Origin of the sequence: Rhodococcoides kyotonense, assembly GCF_001645385.1 — a bacterium.
Lineage (GTDB): Bacteria > Actinomycetota > Actinomycetes > Mycobacteriales > Mycobacteriaceae > Rhodococcoides > Rhodococcoides kyotonensis_B.
Map to the genome: position 1 here is coordinate 515417 of NZ_LVHI01000023.1, position 20995 is coordinate 536411.

Below are 20995 nucleotides of genomic sequence, written 5' to 3' on the forward strand. Positions count from 1 at the left end.
ATGGGACAACTGTGACTCACAACTTCGTGAACTACTTTGTAGTGAACCGCTGATTTGCCGCGGCTCAACGAGGGTCAGTGCGCAGCCTGCGGGCCCGAATCATCCACTCGCACAACGCTCCGAAGCTGTTCCAGGGTCGGCCCGAAGGAGCATGACGCGAGTTCGCTCAGTGCCTGGTCGTCGGTGTGTTCGGGTGCTTGCATTGCGAGCAGACAGTTGAGCAACATGCCGTGGGCGATGAAGTCCCGTGCCTCGTCGGGTGTGCATCCGGTGCCCTCGCGAATCTGGGTGAAGATTGCGCCCATCCCGGCGCGGCCCTGAGCTCCGATGTCCGGGATGCTGCCGGCGGTGAAGCCGTGCATCATCACGAGCAGCAGATCGCGGTCTGCGACGAGTTGGGTGTAGGCGGCCCCGAGTGCTGCCCACACGTCGTCGTCGGGGTACGGCTCGTCGCCGCCCAGGACTTTCTCGAACGCGGCCATGATGCCGTCGATTGCGCGTTGGAACACCAGGCGGAACAGTTCGCCCTTGGTGCCGAACATGCGTACCACGTAGGGCTGCGACACACCTGCTTCCTTGGCGACGGCATCGGTGCTGGTGCCGGCGAACCCGCCTCTCGCGAACGCGCGCATCGCGGCGTCGAGCACGAGCTCACGTCGGTCCGATGCATCCATGCGTGTGGTCTTCGTCGGCGTTGCCATGTTGACAGATTATCAGTCGATTACTAGCGTCATTGCACAAGTAATCATTAGATGCTTACAACTCCGGTGACAGCGAAGGTGACTCCGATGACCACGACATCCCCGCCAGTTCCACCGAGCGAGCGCACCATTCCGATCTGGGTCGGAATCGTTGCCGCGTCGCTCCCGATGTTCATGGCAACACTCGACAATCTGGTGATGACCAGTGCACTTCCGGTGATTCAGGCCGACCTCTCCGCATCCGTCGGGGAACTGCAGTGGTTCATGAACGCGTACACCCTGAGCTTCGCGACGTTGATGCTCGTCGCGGCGACACTCGGAGACAGGTGGGGTCGACGACGCGTCTTCCTCGGCGGAATCGCCGTCTTCACGCTCGCGTCGATCGCGTCGGCCCTCGCCACGACGCCGGCGATGCTGATCGCGGCTCGTGCGGTCCAGGGTGCGGGCGCGGCAGCGATCATGCCGTTGTCGCTCACGCTGCTCGCGTCGGTCGTGCCCGCGGCCAAGCGTCCGCTCGCCATCGGAATCTGGGGTGGCGTCTCCGGGCTCGGTGTCGCGCTCGGTCCCGTCGTCGGTGGTGCCGTTGTCGACGGCGTCGCATGGGAAGGCATTTTCTGGATCAACGTCCCCGTCGCCCTGATCGCGGTTCCGCTCGCTCTCGTCGCGTTGAAGGAATCGCTCGGGCGCAGGCAGCCGCTCGACTACACCGGAGTTCTGTCGGCCGGGGCGAGCGTGTTCCTGCTCGTCTGGGCTGTCGTGCACGGAAACGACGACGGATGGGCCTCGACCTCGGTGCTTCTGACGTTCGCCGGATCCGCCGTCGCGATGATCGTCTTCGTGGCGAGGCAACGACGCGCATCGTCCCCTGTGGTGCCGTTGCGTCTGTTCCGCTCGCGCAGCTTCTCGCTCGCGAACGTCATCGGAGTGACGTTCACCCTCGGCATGTTCGGTGCGGTGTTCCTGCTGTCGCAGTATCTGCAGATCGTCATGGGCTACAGCCCGTTCCAGGCTGGTCTGCGGACGCTGCCGTGGACAGCGGCGCCGATGGTCGTCGCGCCGCTGGCCGGGCTCCTCGCGCCGAGGCTCGGTCTGCGAGCGTTGCTCGTCGCGGGCCTGACGCTCCAAGCCGGATCTCTGGTGTGGATGGCCGCGATTCTCGAGCCGGGAACGTCCTACGTGAGCATGGTGCCCGCGCTGGCGATGGCAGGCATCGGTATGGGGTTGACCTTCGCACCCTCGGCCACCGCCGTCCTGGCCGACATGGCCGAGGTCGACCATGCCACTGCGAGCAGCACCAACTCGACGATTCGCGAAATCGGCGTCGCGCTCGGCATCGCGGTACTGACCGCCGTGTTCCTCGGGGCAGGCGGCACATTGACGCCCACCGGCTACACCGACGCGCTCGCTCCCGCGCTTCTCGTCGGAGCCGGAGCGGTCGCGCTCGGAATCGTCGCCGCGCTGTTCATGCCGGGAAGAACCGGTGCCGAGTCGGTCAGGGCTGACCGGGGAACGGAACCGACGACGGAGACACTCCCAGGATCTCGCGCCAATTCGCCAGTCGCAGTGCCGCTTCCGTGAGTGCAGCGATTCCGGTCTCCCGTGTGGGACCGGAATTGCTGCGTTCGATCACCGACCGCCACGCGATCGACGTGTCGACCTCGGCTTGGGCTGCGAGTTGTGCTGCTGAGACTGGGTCGGTCACGGCAAACGGAATCGAGTAGGCCGGACTGGGAAGCGGCGCAGTCACGCTCGCAGCTTTCAATGCATCGATCGTCGCGTCGCGCCGGGCTCGATGCGCCGCGGCGTTCGTCGCGACGAGGTCCGCACGCGTCGGATTCGAGAAGGCGCCGACGACGCCGTAGGCGAATACTGCCGCGTACTCGGCGTTCAGCGCGTCGACGAGAGCCTGCTGTTCTTCTCCGAGCTCGTTCATGCGAGCACCACCGACACCTCGACGGCGCATGCCGCGCTGACGGATCCGAGAAGGCCTGCGCGGTAGCCGGACTCTTCGCGCGCGGAACCGGCTGCGGCACGCTGGGATTCGCTCAGCAGGCTCTTCAACTCGTCCCGTGTCGGTGGGGGAGTTGGTGCCTGGGTGGTCGTCGGACTCGCGGTCGTGGTCTCGTTCGGGTCGGTCCCCGCGACGCGGTCGATCTCCGCGGAAATCGCCGACGCATGGGCTTCTCGTTCGGACTGCACGACCCCGAGCGGGCCTGCGAGATCGGGCAGCGTCGCGATTGCGGCACCCGCGGCCGCCGCGTCGCGGCGTGCGAGATTCAGGTGCTGAGTCAGTGTGTCGACGGTGGCTGCGGTCTCGGCGCCGGACGAACATCCTGCGGTCGCCGCCAGCCCGACGGTGGAGAGAACGACACCGCCGGTCAACCGCAACGCGGTTCGACGACTGAGTGTGGGAGAAATCGCGGACGTCGGCACGTTCGACATCGTGCCAGGTGTCCTTCGGATCCGGCGAACCCGCACCTGGTCACGAACACCTCGAAATGGCGCTAGGCTGTACGTTCGATCCCCGAGACGTTCGACCCCTGTGTCGAACGCGACCACAACTGAACGAGGAGTTCGCGAGAGATGCCTGTTCCGTCGAAGGAGAGGGTCGTCGCGCTCCTGTCCGATCTGGTCCACGACCGAGGTTTCGACCTCGAGGACGTGACGGTCGTCTCGGCGGGCAAGCACAGCGCCGTGCGCATCATGGTGGACCGTGAAGAAGGTACGGGCCTCGACGCGCTTCCTGCTCTCAGTCACGAGATCTCGGAATTGTTCGACGGCGTCTCCGATTTCGGTGAAGCGCCGTACACGCTCGAGGTGACGACGCCGGGGATCGATCGCCCGCTCACCGAGGAGCGTCACTGGCGACGCGCCCGCGGCCGCAAGGTCCGCGTCGAGGTGGCGGACGAGAAGTTCGACGGCCGAGTCGGTGCTCTGGACGGCGGATCGATCACGTTGGTGACGCGGACCAAGGGCGTACTGGCGACTCGGGTCGTCGCATTGTCGGATATCTCGAAAGCCGTTGTGCAGGTGGAATTTTCGCCGCCCAAGGAAGACGAGATGGAATTGGCGGGCGGGGTGTTCGGCAGTCGTCCCAGGCCGGCCGACGCCGACGAGATCGTGAACGTGGACACACCGGAAGAAGGGTTCGACAAGTGAATATCGACATTGCAGCGCTCCGCGCCATCGAGGCGGACAAGGGAATCTCGATCGACATGGTCATCTCGACCATCCAGACCGCCTTGCTGACTGCATACCGCCACACCGAGGGGCATCAGCCGCACGCGTGGATCGACGTCGACCGCAAGTCCGGCTCGGTGCGTGTGATGGCGAAAGAAATCGACGCCGACGGCAACACGATCTCCGAATGGGACGACACTCCCGAGGGCTTCGGCCGGATCGCGGCGACCACCGCGCGTCAGGTCATTCTCCAGCGGCTCCGCGACGCCGAACACGAGAAGTCGTTCGGCGAGTACGCGACGCACGAGGGCGAGATCGTCGGTGGCGTCATCCAGCGTGACACGCGAGCAAACGCCAAGGGCACCGTGATCGTGCGGATCGGCAGCGACGCCAACGGCGCGGACGGCCTGTTGCCGCCCGCGGAGCAGGTCCCGGGCGAGACGTACGAGCACGGCGAACGCATCAAGTGCTATGTCGTCGGCGTCACACGCGGACAGCGCGGACCGCAGATCACGCTGTCGCGTACGCACCCGAACCTGGTACGCAAGCTCTTCGCGCTCGAAGTTCCCGAGATTGCCGACGGCTCGGTGGAAATCGTCGCGGTGGCACGTGAGTCCGGTCACCGATCCAAGATCGCCGTCCACTCGACCGTGTCGGGCCTCAACGCCAAGGGCGCGTGCATCGGCCCGATGGGTCAGCGTGTGCGGAACGTGATGAGCGAGCTCGCCGGCGAGAAGATCGACATCATCGACTTCGACGACGATCCCGCCACCTTCGTCGGTAACGCGCTGTCGCCGTCCAAGGTGGTGTCGGTCACCGTCGTCGACGCGGCTGCCCGCGCCGCTCGCGTCGTCGTGCCGGAATACCAGCTGTCGCTCGCGATCGGCAAGGAGGGTCAGAACGCCCGACTCGCTGCTCGTCTGACCGGTTGGCGTATCGACATCCGCAGCGACGCGGCCGCGGCACCCGAGTCGACCAGCGCATAAGGGTGGAATGCGGAGATCGGGGCAAGACAGCGCTAGACTGGTCGATGGTTCGGAACGATCTCACTGCCCGAGGTCACGAGAGCACCGGTTCGATGCATGACAGTCGGCCGGTGCGCACTTGTGTCGGATGCAGGGAGCGAGCTCCGGCCTCCGATCTGCTGAGGGTCGTGGTTCGAGATCGGCATTCTTCGGAATCCGTCGTAGTACCCGACCTTCGTCACCGGCTTCCCGGACGTGGTGCATGGCTGCATCCCGTAGCGGTTTGTTTGGAGAACGCAGAACGGCGCCGAGCTTTCGGTAGAGCGTTACGCGTGTCGGGAACAGTCGACACGTCGGAGGTTGTTGCTTTCATCGAAAGCAGAAACCTGTGAGGTCTCGGCCTCGCACACGCATCGAGGCGGCAGTCTTTACCAGCGACAGAGCTTCACCCGTCGAGAAGAACAGGCAACAGCACTGATGAGCACACCGTGAAGCACCAACGATGAACGTCCATCGGAGATAACCCGAGGTCGTGCGGGCTTAATGCCTCGCTCGGCCTCTCAGTGAGGAGAGCAGTGGCAGGCAAGGCCCGCGTGCACGAGTTGGCCAAAGAACTCGGTGTCACAAGCAAGGAACTACTCGCACGGCTCAAAGAGCAAGGCGAGTTCGTCAAATCTGCATCGTCCACGGTCGAGGCGCCGGTAGCGCGTCGTATCCGTGAGTCGTTTCCGTCCGCGAAGTCGGACGCCCCTTCGGGCAACGGTCGTAGCTCGGATGCACCCAAGCCCAGCACCGGCGCAAAGCCCGGTGGACCGCGTCCCGGCCCCAAGCCGGCACCCCGTCCGGCTCCGTCCGCGCCCGCAGCACCTGCGGCGCAGACTCCCGCAGCACCTGTAGCGCAGACACCGGCTGCCCCCGCGGCACCGGCTGCATCCACCCCGGCGCCGACGTCGGCGCCCCGCCCGACCCCGGCTCGTCCGGCTGCACCGTCGCCGTCCGCACCTGCGGCACCCGCTCCTCAGGCGCCCGCAGCGTCGGCTGGATCGCGTGAAGCAGCACGTCCGGCAGCTCCGAAGCCCGGCGCTCCCGGCCCGAAGCCGGGCCCGAAGGCGCCTCGCGTCGGTAACAACCCGTACTCGTCCGCTCCGGCGGAACGGCCCGCGCCTCGTCCGGCACCGGGTGGACCTCGTCCGGGCGGCAACCGTCCGGCTCCTGGCCAGGGCGGTCCCCGTCCGGCTCCCGGCCAGGGCGGTCCCCGTCCGGCTCCCGGCCAGGGCGGTCCCCGTCCGGCTCCCGGCCAGGGCGGACCTCGCCCGTCTCCCGGCTCGATGCCTCCTCGTCCGAACCCGGGCGCGATGCCGTCTCGTTCGGCGCGCCCCGCACCGGGTGGTCGTCCGGGTCGTCCCGGCGGAGCACCGGGCGGTCGTCCCGGTGGCGGCGGCGGTGGATACCGCGGCGGCGGCGGAGCTCCCGGTGCACCCGGCGGCGCTCCCGCAGGCGGAGCAGCAGGTGGTTTCCGTGGTCGCCCCGGCGGCGGCGGTCGTCCCGGACAGCGTGGCGCTGCAGCAGGTGCTTTCGGTCGTCCCGGAGGCGCACCTCGTCGTGGACGTAAGTCGAAGAGGGCGAAACGCGCCGAGTACGAGAGCATGCAGGCTCCCGCAGTCGGCGGCGTGCGGTTGCCCCGTGGCAACGGCGAGACCATTCGCCTCGCCCGCGGTGCATCGCTGTCCGACTTCGCGGACAAGATCGACGCGAACCCGGCTGCACTCGTGCAGGCGCTGTTCAACCTCGGCGAGATGGTCACGGCAACGCAGTCGGTCAACGACGAGACGCTAGAGCTTCTCGGCAGCGAGATGAACTACGTGGTCCAGGTCGTCAGCCCCGAGGACGAGGATCGCGAGCTGCTCGACAGCTTCGACCTGACCTACGGCGAGGACGAGGGCGGCGAGGAAGACCTCGAACAGCGTCCTCCGGTGGTCACCGTCATGGGCCACGTCGACCACGGTAAGACCCGACTGCTCGACTCGATCCGCAAGGCCAACGTCCGTGAGGGCGAGGCAGGCGGCATCACGCAGCACATCGGTGCCTACCAGGTTCTGACCGAGCTCGAAGGCAGCGAACGGCTCGTCACCTTCATCGACACCCCGGGTCACGAGGCGTTCACCGCCATGCGTGCTCGTGGTGCCAAGGCGACGGACCTCGCGATCCTGGTCGTCGCAGCCGACGACGGCGTCATGCCGCAGACGGTCGAGGCGATCAACCACGCGCAGGCAGCAGATGTGCCGATCGTGGTCGCGGTCAACAAGATCGACAAGGAAGGCGCGAACCCGGACAAGATCCGGCAGCAGCTCACCGAATACGGTCTCGTGGCCGAGGAGTACGGCGGCGACACGATGTTCGTCGACATCTCGGCGAAGCAGGGCACCAACATCGACGCACTGCTCGAAGCAGTGCTGCTGACGGCGGACGCTGCTCTCGACCTGCGAGCGAACCCGGACATGGACGCTCAGGGTGTCGCCATCGAGGCGCACCTCGATCGTGGACGCGGACCGGTGGCGACCGTGCTCATCCAGCGCGGAACGCTCCGCGTCGGAGATTCGATCGTGGCCGGAGACGCCTATGGACGTGTCCGTCGCATGGTCGACGAGCACGGCGAGGACGTCACCGAGGCGCTGCCGTCGCGGCCCGTCCAGGTCGTCGGCTTCACGTCGGTACCGGGTGCAGGTGACAACCTGCTCGTGGTCGACGAGGACCGCATCGCACGTCAAATCGCCGATCGACGCAACGCCCGCAAGCGCAACGCGTTGGCAGCGAAGAGTCGTAAGCGCATCAGCCTCGACGATCTCGATGCAGCGTTGAAGGAGACTTCGCAGCTGAACTTGATCCTCAAGGGTGACAACTCGGGAACCGTCGAGGCTCTCGAGGAGGCGTTGCTCGGGATCCAGATCGACGACGAGGTCGAGCTGCGCGTCATCGACCGCGGTGTCGGTGGCGTCACGGAGACCAACGTCAACCTGGCGTCGGCATCCAACGCGATCATCATCGGCTTCAACGTTCGAGCGGAAGGCAAAGCCACCGAGCTCGCCAACCGCGAGGGCGTCGACATCCGGTACTACTCGGTCATCTACCAGGCAATCGACGAGATCGAGAAGGCCCTCAAGGGCATGCTCAAGCCGGTGTACGAAGAGGTCGCTCTCGGCCAGGCCGAGATTCGCGCGCTGTTCCGTTCCTCGAAGGTCGGAAACATCGCCGGTTGCCTCGTCACCTCCGGTACTGTGCGTCGCAATGCGAAGGCACGACTGCTGCGTGACAACGCCGTGGTCGCCGAGACGGTCACGATCTCCTCGCTTCGCCGCGAGAAGGACGACGTCGTCGAGGTTCGCGAGGGGTACGAATGTGGTCTGACGGTCACGTACTCGGACATCAAGGTGGGCGATGTCATCGAGGCGTACGAGCTTCGCGAGAAGCCACGCGACTAGTTCGCGCGGTGCGAGTGGTAGTGGAGCAAGGGGAGTAACACTGCACTCGATCGGACAACCGGCGGCGGTACTTTCGGGTACCGCCGCCGGATCGTTCGGTCGAACACGATCGAAGGATGGCCGCGTGTATCTGGGTGCTCTCGAGCTGGACGTGCTGCTGGGAGACGTGCGTTCGCTCGACGAAAAGCGTTCGATGGTCGAGCCCGTTCTGGCTGCGCTCAAGCAGTTCGGAGTGTCCGCGACCGAGGCAGGGGAAAGATCGCGCATGCGCCGGTCACTGTTCGGCGTCGCCGTGGCGGGATCGGATGTCGACGGTTTGCACGACATGCTGGACGAATGCGAGCGTCACGTCGCCGAACGCCAGGATCTGGAATTGTTGGCGGTCAGAAGAAGAGTGTTCGGCCCCGAGGACTGAACCGGGGATAGTTGTTCGAGGAGCGTGAAAGTTCATGGTGGATCAAGCGAGAGCTCGTAGGCTCGCCAAGCGGATTTCGTCCATCGTCGCGACAGCGATAGATCACGAGATCAAGGATCCACGCCTGGCGTACGTGACGATCACCGACTGCAAGGTGACCGCAGATCTGCACGACGCGACGGTGTTCTACACGGTGCGAGGCGAGAGCCTCGACGCCGAGCCCGATCTCGCCGGTGCAGCCGCCGGACTGGAAAAAGCGAAGGGCGTGCTTCGCTCGAAGGTCGGTGCGGGCACGGGCGTCCGGTTCACTCCGACGTTGACGTTCGCGACGGATACCGTCCCGGATACTGCACGTCACATGGAAGAACTGCTCGAGCGTGCCCGTCAGGCCGACAGCGAGGTGGCTCGCGTCGCCGCGTCGGCGAAGCCCGCGGGTGAGGCCGATCCGTACAAGGCCCCGCGCGAGACGACCGAGAGTTCCGAGTCCACCGACCTGGACTGAACGAGGTGACGATGACTCCAGGCACGTCGTCGGACACGACGGTCGACGACAAGTTCGCCCAGGCGATTTCGTTGCTCGAAGCAGCGAGCACGGTCACCGTGCTGTGTCACGTGCAGCCGGACGCGGACACCATCGGCAGCGGTCTCGCGCTGGCCATCGTGCTGAAGCGTCGCGGCGTGGACGTCGAGGTGTCCTTCGCCACGCCGAGCGAACTGCCGGAGTCCATGAGCGAGCTTCCCGGCCGCGAGATGTTGGTCTCGGCCGGGGAAGTTCGTCGCGGTGTCGACCTGGTGGTGTCGGTCGACGCGGGTAGCCGAGGGCGGCTCGGCGATCTCGGCGACTGCCTCGACGCGGCGGACGCGTCTCTCGTCATCGACCACCATCGGTCGAACACGCGGTTCGGCACGTTGAACGTCGTCGATCCAGCTGCCGAATCGACGACGGCCGTCATCACGCGCCTGCTCGACGCCTGGAGCGTCGACATCGACGCCGACATAGCGCACTGTCTATTCGCCGGTCTCGTCACCGACACCGGCTCGTTCCGATGGGTCCGTCCCGGATCCCATCTGCTCGCCGAGCGTCTGCTCGCGACGGGTATCGACGGCGCCGCCATCGCCCGCCAGTTGTTGGACAGTCACCCGTTCGGGTGGTTGCCCATGCTCGGTTCCGTGCTCGGCTCGGCGACGCTCGTGCCGGAGGCCGTCGCGGGGCTCGGACTGGTGTACGCGGCCATCCTCTGCTCCGATTCCGCCGGTCTGCGATCCGAAGAAATCGAAAGCGTCATCGACATCGTGCGCACGACGTCCGAAGCCGAGGTCGCGGCGGTGTTCAAACAGCAGACCGCCGACGAGTGGACGGTGTCACTGCGGTCGAAGTCGTCCGTCGACGTCTCGGTCGTCGCGGCGACGCTCGGAGGCGGCGGGCACCGCAACGCCGCCGGCTTCACCGCGTTCGGGACCAAGGAAACCGTCGTCGCGGCGCTGATCGAGGCGCTCGGCTGATCGATGGCTTCGACAGACGCGTTCGTCGGCCGTGACGCGAGTGCTCGCAGGATTCTGGGTCTTGCGCTGCCCGCCCTCGGTGTACTGGCGGCCGAACCCCTCTATCTGTTGTTCGACGCCGCAGTCGTCGGTCGACTCGGTGCGCTGCCCTTGGCGGGTCTGGCCGTGGGCGGCCTCGTCCTCGCTCAGGTCAGTACCCAACTGACCTTCCTGTCGTACGGCACGACGGCCCGTGCGGCACGCATGCACGGCGCCGGACGCGAACGCGACGCCATCGGGGAGGGTGCCCAGGCCACGTGGCTCGCCCTGATGCTCGGTATCGCGATCATCGGTGTGATGCAGGTGCTGTGCGGACCGATTCTGTCGGTCATCGGTGGCGGCGGTGACATCTCGGCGGAGGCGACGCTCTGGTTCCGCGTCGCAGTGCTCGGCGTCCCGTTCATTCTGGTGTCGTTGGCCGGAAACGGCTGGATGCGCGGGGTGCAGAACACGAGGCGACCGCTGATGTTCGTGGTGTCCGGACTCGGTCTGTCCGCGATTCTGTGTCCGCTGCTCGTGCACGGGCTGTTCGGTTTTCCGCGGCTCGAACTCGTGGGATCGGCGGTTGCGAACGTCGTCGGCCAGGCGGTGGCCGGCGCGTTCTTCATCGCCGCGGTGCTCCGAGCAGGCGTGCCGCTGCGGCCCGACTGGTCGATCATGCGCGCTCAGCTGGTGCTGGGGCGCGACCTCGTTCTGCGGAGCTTGGCGTTCCAGGCGTGTTTCCTGTCGGCGGCAGCAGTCGCGTCGCGCTTCGGTGCGGCGGCCGTCGCGGCGAACCAGGTCGTCCTGCACCTGTGGAATCTCGTCTCTTTGACACTCGACTCGTTGGCCATTGCCGCCCAGACGCTCGTCGGTGCTGCACTGGGCCGAGGAGACAGCAGGGGCGCGACCCGACTCGGCTGGCGGCTGACGGTGTGGTCCACCGTGTTCGCGCTCGTCCTCGCGGCGGTGTTCGCGCTCGGACTGCCGGTCATCCCGAACCTGTTCACCAGCGACAGCGCAGTGATCGACGAGATGGCGTCGATCTGGTGGATCTTCGTCGTCATCGTTCCGATCGCAGGCGTCGTGTTCGCGCTCGACGGGGTGCTGCTCGGCGCAGGAGATGCCGCGTTCCTCCGTACTGCCACGCTGGCGTGCGCGCTCGTGGGTTTCCTGCCGGCGATCTGGCTGGCGTTGGCGTTCGACTGGGGCTTGCGCGGAATCTGGTGTGGCCTCGGCATCTTCGTGACCTTGCGGATGGTCGCGGTGGTCGCGCGGACGTTGTCGGGCAAATGGACCCTCGTGGGAGCCGACATCCAGCGCAGGTCGGCCTGACGGTCATCGGGACGCCGGGTGCAGCGCCACCTCGTGACTCTTGACGACGAAGTACACCTGCTTGCCGGGTTCGAGATCGAGCTCCCGCGCGGCCGTGGGCGTCACATCCGCGGCGACGCCGGGGGAGCCGTCGGGGTTGTCGGACCCGCGAAGCCGAACCGTCGCGCCGTGCACGTCGATCTCGGCGAGGGTCACCGGCAGCACGTTGCGAGGGCTGCCGTGGGGTGGCTCGGAATACACGGCGACGGAGGCAGGCGAGAAGACCGCGACCGCCGAGCCGTCGGCGACATCTCCGTGACCGAACACCTCAAGGCCCCACGGCGTTCGAATAGACCCCGAACCGTCGACGTGGCCCGGCAGCAGATTGACCCCCGCGATGCGGGCGGCGAACGAACTGCGGGGTGCGGTGAGGACCTCCGTCGTCGTACCGCGTTCGACGATTCGGCCCGACTCGACGACAACGACGGTATCCGCGAGCGCGAGAGCGTCGAGCAGGTCGTGGGTGACGATGACGGCCGTTCGATGCTGGTCACGTAGGACCGTGCGGAGCAGCCGTCGCACGGCAGGCGCGGTCCCGACGTCGAGTGCCGACATCGGCTCGTCCAACAGCAGAACACGGGGGTCGGCGGCGAGGGCGCGTGCGATCGCGATGCGCTGAGCCTGACCTCCCGACAGCTGCGACGGTCTGCGTCCGGCCAGGTCGGCAGCGTCGACGGCCGTCAACCAGTCGTGCGCGATACGGCGTGATTCTCGACGTCCGACGCCCCGGCTTCGGGGTGCGAAGGCGACGTTGGCCTCGGCGGTCAGATGAGGAAACAGCAGCGCTTTCTGCGTCAGTGTTGCGACGCCACGCGCATGGGCGGGGACGAACGTGCCGTCCGTCGTGTCGGTGACGACGTCGGATCCGAGAACGACGCGTCCGCGGTCGGGGCGCAGGAGACCCGCGACAAGAGACAGCAGTGTCGACTTGCCTGCGCCGTTGGGCCCGAGGACGGCCACCACCTCGCCGTCGTCGATCTCCATGTGGAAGTCGACGTCGCGGCCGGTGATCTCGGCGCAGAGGGAAACGGATGTCACAGTGCACCTGCCAGTCGGCGGCCTCGTGCCGCGAGCACGATGACTGCGGCGACGGCGATCAGCAGCAGCGACAGTGCCACCGCGGCGTCGGCGTCGGTCTCACGCTGGAGGTAGATCTCCAGCGGCAGCGTTCTGGTGACGCCCTGCAGCGAGCCGGCGAAGGTCAGGGTTGCGCCGAATTCACCGAGTGCGCGCGCGAACGCCAGCACGGCGCCCGACACGAGACCCGGAAGAACCAGAGGAACGGTGACCCGTCGCAACACCGTCGTCGGGCGGGCTCCGAGTGTGGCGGCGACCGTCTCGTAGTCGCGTCCCGAACTGCGCAGTGCGCCTTCGAGGCTCACGACGAGAAACGGCAACGACACGAACGTCTGCGCGAGAACCACTGCTGTCGTGGAGAAGGCGATGCCGATGCCCCACGCGTCGAGATATTCGCCGAGCAGCCCGAGCCGGCCGAAGGTGTAGAGCAGTGCGATACCGCCGACGACGGGAGGCAGGACGAGGGGGAGCAGCACGAGTGCCCGCAGCACGGACAAGCCGGGAAAGTCCGTGCGGGCGAGCACGAGAGCCATCGGCACGCCGAAGACGACGCACAGGCATGTGCTCGTCGCGGCGGTCTTCAGGCTCAGCAGAAGTGCGCTCTTCGACGCATCCGACGTGATCAGCGGCACGAAATTCGGCCAGTCGATCTTCAGGATGATCGCCACGAGAGGTGCGACGACGAAGAGCGCACCGATCGCGGCCGGAACGAAGACCCACGCCGGAATCCCGACGCGTACGTCGTTCCCGCGCCGAGCAGAGGTCACGGCGCGCCGAATCCTGCCTCTGTCAACACGCGTCGGCCGGTATCGGACGTCACGAGAGCAACGAATGCTGCTGCGGTGCCGGCATTGTCGCTGCTGTTCAGTGTTGCGATCGGGTAGGTGTTGACGGCTTCCGCGGATTCCGGGAAGTCGACCGTCGCCACCTGGTCGCCGACGCCTGCTGCGTCGGTCACGTAGACCAGTCCGGCATCGGCCTGGCCGGAGGTGACCTTGCCGAGCACGTCCGTCACCGCGGATTCCTCGCTGACGGCAGGGATCTCGGTGCCGGTGGCGTCCTCGACCTTTTTCGTCGCGCTACCGCAGGGGACTTGAGGTGCGCAGATGACGGTCAGCACGTCGGGGTCGGCCAAGTCGGCGAACGAGGTGACGTTCTTCGGGTTTCCGGGCGCGGTGACGATGGTCAGCGTGTTGGTGGCGAAGTTCGCCGGCTCGCCCGCGACCAGGTCGCCGTCGACGGCCTTGGTCATGTTGCTGGTGTCCGCCGACGCGAACACGTCGGCGGGCGCACCCTGAATCAGCTGGGTGACGAGGTCGGACGAGCCCGCGAAGTTGAATTCGACGTTCGTACCGGGGTTTTCGGCCTCGAACGTCTCGCCGAGTTCGGTGAACGTCGTCTTCAGCGACGCGGCGGCGAACACCGTGATGTCACCGGTGACGGCGCCGCTCGATGCTGTGGCCGATGCGTCGGAGTCGCTGTTCGTATCCGGGTTCGAACAGCCGGCAACGAGAGCTGCGGATGCTCCGACAGCGGCGAGCGTGGCGAGGGTGCGATTCACGGAGGGTTCCTTCGTCTTCGGGGCAGGGTTCAGGGTGCTTCGACGATGACGGTCGTCGCCTTCACCACGGCGACGGCGACCTTGCCGGGTTCGAGGTCCAGATTCCGCACGGATTCGGTGCTCATGAGCGAGACGACGGTGAACGGTCCGCACTGCATTTCCACCTCACTCATGACGGTGTCCGAGGTGACCTTCGTGACCAGGCCGACGAGGCGATTGCGTGCCGAACTTCCGGTTCCGGTCGGGTCCGGAGGAGGCGACGCGTTCTCCCGGGCGAACCTCGCGAGGTCTCGACCGTCGACGACCTTCCGGCCTGCCTCGTCCTTGGTCGACGCGAGTGTGCCGCCGTCGATCCACCTACGTACGGTGTCGTCGCTCACTCCGAGGAGAGCAGCAGCGTCCTTGACGCGAATCCTCGAATGCGGCATGAATCGAACTGTAGACCAGCGCCTGCGGAACCGGTCGGGTGGGTCAGCGGCGTCTGCGTGCGTTCACGAAGCGTGCGAGAACCATCGCGGCCATCAGCGCGATGCCGCATACGACTGCGGTCAGAAGGAAACCGGTGACGAAGTCATCCGATGCGATGCCTGCCAGGAGTGCTGCCATCACCGTGATGACGATTGCGGCGCGCATGCCGCCCTTCTCGGAGGCGGAGAGATTTCCCATGGCTCGATTGTGACACCGGGGTGTCGACCCGCCCACGCGCCTGTGGGAATCGTCGAGCAGGATAGGGCGTTGGTAGTTCTTCGAATCGAGTAACGCTCCATCGGAAGGACGGCGTAGTTGACAGCCAAGCTCTGGGCAGTGAGTGACATCCATATCGGGCACCGCGGCAATCGTCCGGTGACCGAGGCGATCGCACCCGAGTCGCCGGAGGACTGGCTCATCGTCGCCGGCGACGTCTCGGAGAAGACCGACGACATCAAGTGGGCGCTGGAGCATCTGCGCAGCAAGTTCGCGAAGGTCATCTGGGTTCCCGGAAACCACGAGCTGTGGACCACCGCCAAGGATCCCGTGCAGATCCACGGCGTCGCCCGGTACGAGTATCTGGTGAATCTGTGCCGCGAGATCGACGTCGTCACTCCGGAGGATCCCTACCTCGTGTGGGAAGGCGAAGGCGGGCCCGCGACCCTCGTGCCGATGTTCCTGCTCTACGACTACTCGTTCCTCCCGCGCGGCGCGATCGACAAGGAGCACGGGCTGACGATCGCCCGCGACAAGAACGTCGTCGCCACCGACGAGTTTCTGCTGTCGCCGCAGCCGTACGCGACCCGAGACGCGTGGTGCCACGCGCGGATCGAATCGACTCGCGCGCGCCTGGACGCGCTCGACCTGTCGATCCAGACGGTGCTCATCAACCACTTTCCGCTGGTTCGGCAACCGACGGATGTGCTGATCTATCCCGAGTTCGCACTGTGGTGCGGTTCCACGCTCACCGCCGACTGGCACACGCGCTACAACGCTGTGTGCTCGGTGTACGGCCACCTGCACATTCCGCGCACCACGTTCTACGACGGCGTTCGGTTCGAAGAGGTGTCGGTCGGCTACCCGCGGGAATGGCAGCGACGCGGGTTGCCCGAGCAGGTCCTTCGTCAGATACTTCCCGTGCCCGAGTATCCGGCGGGGTCGTTGAACAAGTGGGGTGGCCATTTCAAGGTGACACCCGAAATGGAAGCCGAAGTCGAGAAGATGAGGTCGCAGCGTTGATCGAGTCCATCCTGCCGAGTGGCGTCGTCGCCGCGGAACTCTACGAGGACCCGCCCGGTCTCGCGCCGCATCCACTCGAGGCGCCGCTCGTGGCGAAGGCCGTCGACAAGCGCAAGCGGGAGTTCACGTCGGCGCGACACTGCGCGCGGGTCGCGATGGAGAAGTTGGGCGTCGAGCCCGCGCCGGTCATGCGGGGAGCGTCGGGTGCGCCGCAGTGGCCGAAGGGCGTGGTCGGCAGTCTCACGCACTGCGACGGATACCGCGCAGCAGCTCTCGCGTATTCGATGCAGGTGCGTTCGGTCGGTATCGACGCCGAACCACATGGGCCGCTGCCCGACGGAGTTTTAGACGCGGTCAGCATCGCCGCGGAACGGGACTGGCTCGCATCGCAGAACGACGACGGTACCCACTGGGATCGACTCTTGTTCTGCGCGAAGGAAGCCACGTACAAGGCGTGGGAGCCGCTGACCGGCCGCTGGCTCGGTTTCGAGGATGCGCACATCACGTTCGAACGCACCGGGGTCGGCGAGGACGTCTCCGGGACGTTCCATTCACGACTGCTGGTGCCCGGCGACACGCATGCCGGACCGGCGCTGACGTCGTTCGACGGGCGTTGGCTCGTCCAGGGCGGTCTGATCGTGACGGCGATCGCGGTCGTCTAGCGCGCGTCGGCCGGTCGACGGCGTTCGGATGGTTCGCCGCCTGGCAGAATGGTCACTCGTGTCTGCACGTGGAAAGTTGTCGTCCGGTCTCGTCGGAGCCGGTCTGTTGGTCGTCGACAAAGGTCAGGGAGTGACGAGTCACGACGTGGTGGCGTCGTGCCGCAAGCTGTTGAACACGCGCAAGGTCGGGCACGCGGGCACGCTCGATCCGATGGCGACCGGTGTCCTGGTTCTCGGTGTCGAGCGGGCGACGAAGATGCTGGGCCTGCTCGCGCTCACGACGAAGGCGTACACGGCGACCATTCGCCTCGGTCGGACAACGACCACCGACGACGCCGAGGGAGACACACTCGCCGACGTCGACGCGTCCGCGGTCACGGACGACGCCATCGCCGCCGAGATCGCGCGGTTGACCGGTGACATCGAGCAGGTGCCGTCGAGTGTGAGCGCGATCAAGGTCGACGGTCAGCGTGCTCACAAGCTCGTTCGAGCGGGCGAGGAATTCACGATCCCTGCTCGACGCGTCAGCGTGACTCGCTTCGACGTGGTCGCCCGACGGGACGTCGAGGACGGCGGTTTCGTGGATCTCGACGTCGAGGTGGTTTGCTCGTCGGGAACCTACGTGCGCGCCTTGGCGCGGGATCTCGGTGCGGCACTCGGAGTCGGTGGCCATCTGACGGCGTTGCGCCGGACGAGGGTCGGCCCGTTCACGCTGGACCACGCTCGCACGCTCGAACAGTTGGCGGACGAGCCCGGAGTGAGTCTGGACATCGACGAGGCAGCGCGAACGGCGTTCCCGCACAGGCAGATCGATGCTGCGGAGGCCGAGTCGATCAGTCAGGGACGGTGGCTCGACCCGATCGGTATGCCCGGCGTCTACGCCGCGATCGACCCGAGCGGACACACGATCGCGCTGCTGCAGGAGAAGGGCAAGCGGGCCAGCTCGGTCATGGTCGTCCGCCCGGCAACCCTGCGCGGGCTGTAGCTAGGACGGAACCATCCAGATCGCCTCGGCCGCACGCTGTCCGAGATCGATCGCGTTGTTGCTCGGTTGGCCGAGTTCGATGGCGACGGTACCTGCATAGTCCCGTCGCTCGACCACTGTGATCGACAGATCGAGCTTGATCCCGACGGAGTCGAAGTAGCGCAGCATCGCCGGATCCGAATCCGAGATGCGAGCGACTCGCCCACGCTGACCGTCCGTGTACTCGCTCAGACGCGTCGCCTCGGGGGAGGAGATCGCACCGTCGACCGACGGAATCGGGTCCCCGTGTGGATCTCGTTGCGGGAAGCCCAGTTTCGCATCGATACGCGCCATCATCAGATCGGACACGGCATGTTCGAGGATCTCGGCTTCGTCGTGCACCTCGTCCCATCCATAGCCGAGTTCTCGGACGAGGAAGGTCTCGATGAGGCGATGCCGACGAACCATCGCGACCGCTGCGGTGCGTCCGCGATCGGTCAACGAAATCGCGCCGTAGCGCGCGTGATCGACCATTCCTTGGTCGGCGAGCTTGCGGATCGCTTCCGAGACGGTCGACGCCGACACCCCGATACGTTCGGACAACATCTTCGTGCTGACCGCTTCCTCGCTCCACTCGCTGGCGGTCCAGATGACCTTCAGATAGTCCTGCGCGACGGCGGACAACTGCACGTCGTCGGCCGTGCCGGGCTCATCGGTTCGTTCCACCACGGCACCGAGCTTAGGCAATCGCATCCGAAATGACACGTCGCCGCCTGAGCCGACGCGTCACCATTCCCTGCGTCGGGCTGAACAGATACGCCAGCGTGAACGCGATTCCCTGCGCGAGCACGACGGTGCCGCCGGACGAGACGTCGAGATAGAAACTGACGTAGATGCCGACGACGGCGCAGGCGACGCCGATGCTCGGGGCGAGAACCAGCATGCGGCCGAACCGATGCGTGAGCAGATAGGCCGTCGCGCCCGGAGTGATGAGCATGGCAACGACGAGGATGACGCCGACGGCCTGAAGCGCGACGACGGTCGTGAGCGCAAGCAGCGTCAGCATCAGACCCGACACGACGGTCGGCGAGATGCCCACCGCGCGGGCCTGCGTCCGGTCGAACGCGAACAACGTGAAGTCCCGACGCTTGGCGACCATCACGGCGAGCGCGATTCCGCCCAGCACGAGGACCTGCCACATGTCTCCTTGCGACACGCCGAGCAGGTTGCCGAACAAGATGTGGTTCAGGTCGATCTGGCTCGGAAACTTCGACACCAGAACGACGCCGAGCGCGAACAGCGTCGTGAACACGACGCCGATGGCCGCGTCCTCCTTGACCAGTGTCGTATTGCGGACGAGCCCGATCGTGCCGACCGCGACGAGGGCGAACAGCAGCGCGCCGATCGCGAACGGAGCACCGAGCAGATACGACAGCGCGACGCCCGGCAGTACCGCATGCGAGACGGCGTCGCCCATCAGTGACCAGCCGATCAGTACGAGCCAGCAGCTGAGCACGGCGCACACGACGGACGCCACGACGGTCACGAGGAGTGCGCGTCGAATGAACGTGTACTGCAACGGTTCTACCAGGAAATCGATCAGGTACATGTCAACTCTTCTCGGTGACGGACGTGCGCAGCGGGTCCATTCCGAACGCCAACGCCAGGTTCTCCGGACGCAGCACGTCCCGCGGCGTTCCGTGCATCAGCACTCGTTGCTGCAGCAGCACTGCTTCGTCGCACAGATCGGGGAGGCCGTGCAGGTCGTGCGTCGACACGAGCACCGACGCGCCCGCCGACGTCAATTCGCGAAGCAGCCGCGTGATGGTCGACTCCGTCCGCTTGTCGACACCCGCGAACGGTTCGTCGAGCAACAACAGCGCGGCTTCCTGCGCGATGGCCCGTGCGACGAACGCGCGTTTGCGCTGTCCGCCCGACAGCTGGCCGATCTGGCGGTCGGCCAGCTCGGTCAGTTCGACGCGATCGAGAGCCTCGGCCACCGCGCGACGGTCCTGTGCGCGCGGCGATCGCATCCAGTTCTGCTTTCCGTAACGGCCCATCATGACGACTTCCTGCACGCTGATCGGGAACGTCCAGTCGACGGATTCGCTCTGCGGGACGTAGCTGACGGTTCCGGACTTGCGTGCGTCGACAGGCGGGCCGCCGAAGATGCGGATGGATCCGGAGTCCGGGCGTACGACGCCCATGATCGCCTTGAAGAGCGTCGACTTGCCGGATCCGTTCATCCCGACCAGGCCGCATATGCGGCCCGGCTGGAGTGTCAGGGACGCGTCGACCAGGGCGGTGACGTCGCGGTAGCGGACGCCGACTCCGGCGACGTCCAACGCGGGTGATGACGTGTTCATCGGTCCTTCCCCAGTAGTGCGTCGGTGATGATTCGTGCGTCGTAGGTGAGCAGATCGAGGTAGGTCGGTACCGGTCCGCCGTCCTCGCTCAGCGAGTCGACGAAGAGTTTGCCGCCGAACTCTGCGCCCGTGTCCTCGGCCACCTGGAGCTGCGCCTTGTCGGACACCGTCGACTCGCAGAAGACGGCAGGAACGTCGTTCTGTTTCACGAAGTCGATCGCGGCGACCACCTGTTTGGGCGTACCTTCCTGTTCCGCGTTGACAGGCCACAGGTAGGCCTCGCGTAGGTCGAAGTCGCGGGCCAGGTAGCCGAACGCGCCCTCGCACGACACGAGCGCGCGTTGGTGCGGCGGCAGTTCGTCGAGGTCGGTCCGCAGTTCCTCGCCCACCGCCCGTAGTCGTGCCGTGTAGTCCTCGGCGTTGCGGCGATAGTCGTCGCCGTGCACCGGATCCAGCCGGACGAAGGCGTCGGCGATGTTCTTCACGTACGTCTCGGCGGCCACCGGTGACATCCACGCGTGCGGATTCACCTTGCCGGCATAGGCGTCGGAACGGATGTAGACCGGCTCGACGCCGTCGCTGACGACGGCGTGTGGAGCGGGAACACGCTCGACGAACTTCTCGAACCACGCTTCGAGGCCGAGACCGTTGTCCAGAATCAGCGCCGCCCGCTCGGCAGTGCGCAGGTCGCCCGGCGTGGGTTCGTAACCGTGGATCTCCGCGCCCGCCTTGGTGATCGACTGCACGTCGAGATGCTCGCCTGCGACGTTGCGTGCCATGTCCGCCAGAACCGTGAACGTCGTCAGGACGAGCGGCCTGGCGTCGCCCGTGAACTCCGCATCGGTCTCGCCGACCGACCGCGCACAGCCGCCGAGCACGCCGACGCACAGCACCGTCGCTGCGAGCATGCGAAGAAATAAGTTCGGCACACCGAAATCTTTGCACCGGCTGTGAACGTTTGTCCACCTGTGTCGCATGAGACGTCCGATCCGGAAGTGACCCGACGGCACTCGGCCCGTAGGC

Annotated in this window: 23 protein-coding genes and 1 pseudogene; 12 read left to right on the forward strand and 12 right to left on the reverse strand. The window is 66.3% G+C overall.

Annotated features, from left to right (window positions below; all coding sequences use genetic code 11):
• Positions 1 to 74: 74 nt before the first annotated feature.
• On the reverse strand, positions 75 to 701 hold the full coding sequence (locus A3K89_RS18295; RefSeq protein WP_068428705.1) for a TetR/AcrR family transcriptional regulator: 627 nt from the start codon (positions 699 to 701) through the stop codon (positions 75 to 77).
• Positions 702 to 788: 87 nt separating this feature from the next.
• On the opposite strand from A3K89_RS18295, the gene A3K89_RS18300 reads away from it, so the two are divergent.
• On the forward strand, positions 789 to 2279 hold the full coding sequence (locus A3K89_RS18300) for a DHA2 family efflux MFS transporter permease subunit (RefSeq protein WP_068428708.1): 1491 nt from the start codon (positions 789 to 791) through the stop codon (positions 2277 to 2279).
• Here A3K89_RS18300 and A3K89_RS18305 read toward each other — a convergent pair.
• Positions 2194 to 2634 carry a ferritin-like domain-containing protein gene (locus tag A3K89_RS18305; RefSeq protein WP_068428712.1) on the reverse strand — a complete coding sequence of 147 codons (441 nt, stop codon included), beginning with the start codon at positions 2632 to 2634 and terminating at the stop codon, positions 2194 to 2196. The genes A3K89_RS18300 and A3K89_RS18305 overlap by 86 nt on opposite strands.
• On the reverse strand, positions 2631 to 3143 hold the full coding sequence (locus A3K89_RS18310) for a hypothetical protein (protein ID WP_206030694.1): 513 nt from the start codon (positions 3141 to 3143) through the stop codon (positions 2631 to 2633). Before A3K89_RS18310 ends, A3K89_RS18305 begins: the two co-directional genes overlap by 4 nt.
• 141 nt (positions 3144 to 3284) lie before the next feature.
• Here A3K89_RS18310 and rimP point away from each other — a divergent pair, with 141 nt between their 5' ends.
• The 8 genes from rimP (at position 3285) to A3K89_RS18355 (ending at position 11596) form a co-directional block, all read left to right on the forward strand.
• Complete coding sequence (gene rimP / locus A3K89_RS18315; protein ID WP_068428716.1) at positions 3285 to 3860, forward strand: ribosome maturation factor RimP; 576 nt, start codon at positions 3285 to 3287, stop codon at positions 3858 to 3860.
• On the forward strand, positions 3857 to 4867 hold the full coding sequence (gene nusA / locus A3K89_RS18320) for a transcription termination factor NusA (protein ID WP_068428719.1): 1011 nt from the start codon (positions 3857 to 3859) through the stop codon (positions 4865 to 4867). Before rimP ends, nusA begins: the two co-directional genes overlap by 4 nt.
• Before the next feature lie 92 nt (positions 4868 to 4959).
• Entirely contained in the window at positions 4960 to 5238 is a 279-nt protein-coding gene (locus A3K89_RS25545) for a YlxR family protein (RefSeq protein WP_240930997.1), read from the forward strand.
• Between the two features lie 183 nt (positions 5239 to 5421).
• Positions 5422 to 8325 carry a translation initiation factor IF-2 gene (infB, locus tag A3K89_RS25550; RefSeq protein WP_084423871.1) on the forward strand — a complete coding sequence of 968 codons (2904 nt, stop codon included), beginning with the start codon at positions 5422 to 5424 and terminating at the stop codon, positions 8323 to 8325.
• 124 nt (positions 8326 to 8449) lie between these two features.
• A complete protein-coding gene (locus tag A3K89_RS18340) occupies positions 8450 to 8740 on the forward strand; it encodes a DUF503 domain-containing protein (protein WP_068428733.1) in 291 nt (96 codons plus the stop codon).
• A 34-nt stretch (positions 8741 to 8774) separates the two neighbouring features.
• Entirely contained in the window at positions 8775 to 9242 is a 468-nt protein-coding gene (rbfA, locus tag A3K89_RS18345) for a 30S ribosome-binding factor RbfA (protein WP_068428737.1), read from the forward strand.
• A gap of 5 nt (positions 9243 to 9247) precedes the next feature.
• On the forward strand, positions 9248 to 10243 hold the full coding sequence (locus A3K89_RS18350; protein WP_068428739.1) for a DHH family phosphoesterase: 996 nt from the start codon (positions 9248 to 9250) through the stop codon (positions 10241 to 10243).
• 3 nt (positions 10244 to 10246) lie between these two features.
• Entirely contained in the window at positions 10247 to 11596 is a 1350-nt protein-coding gene (locus A3K89_RS18355) for an MATE family efflux transporter (protein ID WP_068428742.1), read from the forward strand.
• A gap of 3 nt (positions 11597 to 11599) precedes the next feature.
• Here A3K89_RS18355 and A3K89_RS18360 read toward each other — a convergent pair whose 3' ends face one another.
• From A3K89_RS18360 to A3K89_RS18380, 5 genes and pseudogenes are all read right to left on the reverse strand, one after another.
• Positions 11600 to 12673 (reverse strand): sulfate/molybdate ABC transporter ATP-binding protein, encoded by a 1074-nt coding sequence (locus A3K89_RS18360; protein WP_217266270.1) that lies wholly within the window; start codon positions 12671 to 12673, stop codon positions 11600 to 11602.
• The gene (locus A3K89_RS18365; RefSeq protein WP_068428745.1) at positions 12670 to 13479 is read right to left on the reverse strand and encodes an ABC transporter permease; all 810 of its coding nucleotides are present in this window, start codon (positions 13477 to 13479) and stop codon (positions 12670 to 12672) included. Before A3K89_RS18365 ends, A3K89_RS18360 begins: the two co-directional genes overlap by 4 nt.
• Positions 13476 to 14273 carry a molybdate ABC transporter substrate-binding protein gene (modA, locus tag A3K89_RS18370; RefSeq protein ID WP_068428748.1) on the reverse strand — a complete coding sequence of 266 codons (798 nt, stop codon included), beginning with the start codon at positions 14271 to 14273 and terminating at the stop codon, positions 13476 to 13478. The genes A3K89_RS18365 and modA overlap by 4 nt, the downstream gene beginning before the upstream one ends.
• A 29-nt stretch (positions 14274 to 14302) precedes the next feature.
• Positions 14303 to 14722: pseudogene (locus A3K89_RS18375) on the reverse strand (TOBE domain-containing protein); the annotation flags it as partial.
• A gap of 22 nt (positions 14723 to 14744) precedes the next feature.
• Complete coding sequence (locus A3K89_RS18380; RefSeq protein WP_068428750.1) at positions 14745 to 14939, reverse strand: hypothetical protein; 195 nt, start codon at positions 14937 to 14939, stop codon at positions 14745 to 14747.
• A gap of 117 nt (positions 14940 to 15056) precedes the next feature.
• On the opposite strand from A3K89_RS18380, the gene A3K89_RS26460 reads away from it, so the two are divergent.
• Genes A3K89_RS26460 through truB form a run of 3 tightly spaced genes read left to right on the forward strand, consistent with a single transcriptional unit; the run spans position 15057 to position 17627 of the window.
• Positions 15057 to 15980, forward strand: coding sequence for a metallophosphoesterase family protein (locus A3K89_RS26460; protein WP_068428751.1), 924 nt, complete (start codon positions 15057 to 15059; stop codon positions 15978 to 15980).
• The gene (gene npt / locus A3K89_RS18390; RefSeq protein ID WP_068428758.1) at positions 15977 to 16642 is read left to right on the forward strand and encodes a 4'-phosphopantetheinyl transferase Npt; all 666 of its coding nucleotides are present in this window, start codon (positions 15977 to 15979) and stop codon (positions 16640 to 16642) included. The genes A3K89_RS26460 and npt overlap by 4 nt, the downstream gene beginning before the upstream one ends.
• 58 nt (positions 16643 to 16700) lie before the next feature.
• The gene (gene truB / locus A3K89_RS18395; RefSeq protein ID WP_068429181.1) at positions 16701 to 17627 is read left to right on the forward strand and encodes a tRNA pseudouridine(55) synthase TruB; all 927 of its coding nucleotides are present in this window, start codon (positions 16701 to 16703) and stop codon (positions 17625 to 17627) included.
• Here truB and A3K89_RS18400 read toward each other — a convergent pair whose 3' ends face one another.
• The 4 genes from A3K89_RS18400 to A3K89_RS18415 are packed head-to-tail and all read right to left on the reverse strand — an operon-like array spanning position 17628 to position 20880.
• Positions 17628 to 18359 (reverse strand): metal-dependent transcriptional regulator, encoded by a 732-nt coding sequence (locus A3K89_RS18400; RefSeq protein ID WP_167674320.1) that lies wholly within the window; start codon positions 18357 to 18359, stop codon positions 17628 to 17630.
• On the reverse strand, positions 18346 to 19215 hold the full coding sequence (locus A3K89_RS18405; RefSeq protein ID WP_068428763.1) for a metal ABC transporter permease: 870 nt from the start codon (positions 19213 to 19215) through the stop codon (positions 18346 to 18348). The genes A3K89_RS18400 and A3K89_RS18405 overlap by 14 nt, the downstream gene beginning before the upstream one ends.
• Before the next feature lies 1 nt (position 19216).
• Positions 19217 to 19972, reverse strand: a complete 756-nt coding sequence (locus tag A3K89_RS18410; RefSeq protein WP_068428766.1) for a metal ABC transporter ATP-binding protein — start codon at positions 19970 to 19972, stop codon at positions 19217 to 19219.
• Entirely contained in the window at positions 19969 to 20880 is a 912-nt protein-coding gene (locus tag A3K89_RS18415) for a metal ABC transporter substrate-binding protein (RefSeq protein ID WP_174551456.1), read from the reverse strand. Before A3K89_RS18415 ends, A3K89_RS18410 begins: the two co-directional genes overlap by 4 nt.
• Positions 20881 to 20995 lie beyond the last annotated feature (115 nt).

Bases quoted from the DNA above. Each gene is read 5' to 3' on its own strand.
- A3K89_RS18415 (WP_174551456.1), bottom strand. From the start codon at position 20,880: ATGCTCGCAGCGACGGTGCTGTGCGTCGGCGTGCTCGGCGGCTGTGCG.
- A3K89_RS18355 (WP_068428742.1), top strand. From the start codon at position 10,247: ATGGCTTCGACAGACGCGTTCGTCGGCCGTGACGCGAGTGCTCGCAGG.
- A3K89_RS18400 (WP_167674320.1), bottom strand. From the start codon at position 18,359: ATGCGATTGCCTAAGCTCGGTGCCGTGGTGGAACGAACCGATGAGCCC.
- A3K89_RS25545 (WP_240930997.1), top strand. From the start codon at position 4,960: ATGCATGACAGTCGGCCGGTGCGCACTTGTGTCGGATGCAGGGAGCGA.
- A3K89_RS18380 (WP_068428750.1), bottom strand. From the start codon at position 14,939: ATGGGAAATCTCTCCGCCTCCGAGAAGGGCGGCATGCGCGCCGCAATC.
- A3K89_RS18310 (WP_206030694.1), bottom strand. From the start codon at position 3,143: ATGTCGAACGTGCCGACGTCCGCGATTTCTCCCACACTCAGTCGTCGA.
- A3K89_RS18410 (WP_068428766.1), bottom strand. From the start codon at position 19,972: ATGAACACGTCATCACCCGCGTTGGACGTCGCCGGAGTCGGCGTCCGC.
- A3K89_RS18300 (WP_068428708.1), top strand. From the start codon at position 789: ATGACCACGACATCCCCGCCAGTTCCACCGAGCGAGCGCACCATTCCG.
- A3K89_RS18295 (WP_068428705.1), bottom strand. From the start codon at position 701: ATGGCAACGCCGACGAAGACCACACGCATGGATGCATCGGACCGACGT.
- A3K89_RS18405 (WP_068428763.1), bottom strand. From the start codon at position 19,215: ATGTACCTGATCGATTTCCTGGTAGAACCGTTGCAGTACACGTTCATT.
- rbfA (WP_068428737.1), top strand. From the start codon at position 8,775: ATGGTGGATCAAGCGAGAGCTCGTAGGCTCGCCAAGCGGATTTCGTCC.
- A3K89_RS18305 (WP_068428712.1), bottom strand. From the start codon at position 2,634: ATGAACGAGCTCGGAGAAGAACAGCAGGCTCTCGTCGACGCGCTGAAC.
- rimP (WP_068428716.1), top strand. From the start codon at position 3,285: ATGCCTGTTCCGTCGAAGGAGAGGGTCGTCGCGCTCCTGTCCGATCTG.